The sequence below is a fragment of the Streptomyces sp. URMC 127 genome (genome assembly GCF_051386535.1).
Lineage (GTDB): Bacteria > Actinomycetota > Actinomycetes > Streptomycetales > Streptomycetaceae > Streptomyces.
Genome location: NZ_JBPQTW010000568.1, coordinates 1 through 239, shown reverse-complemented (window position 1 = coordinate 239; position 239 = coordinate 1). Strand labels below are relative to the sequence as shown.

Sequence of the window (239 nt, the reverse complement as noted above, 5' to 3'; positions counted from 1 at the left end):
GGGATATATTTTGTTTACAATCTTACTTTCATTGGCCATACTCGTATGTGTGCCATTTATATATAAAGCGAAACGCAATACAAAAGATGTGAAGGTCAACACCATTTCAATTGATCAAAAAGACGGTCTTCCAGCCAGAAAAAAATTAAATATCCTTCATTTATCAGATCTTCACTTAGAAAACATTTCTGTTTCACCTGAAGAGCTGTATCATTTAACAAAAAATCAGCCTGTAGACA

Annotated in this window: 1 protein-coding gene; it reads left to right on the top strand. The window is 33.1% G+C overall.

Annotation, left to right across the window (positions count from 1 at the left end; translation table 11 throughout):
- Window positions 1-49: 49 nt before the first annotated feature.
- Window positions 50-239: hypothetical protein (locus ACSNOH_RS35415; protein WP_436725532.1), on the top strand; the 190-nt coding region annotated here is incomplete at its 3' end.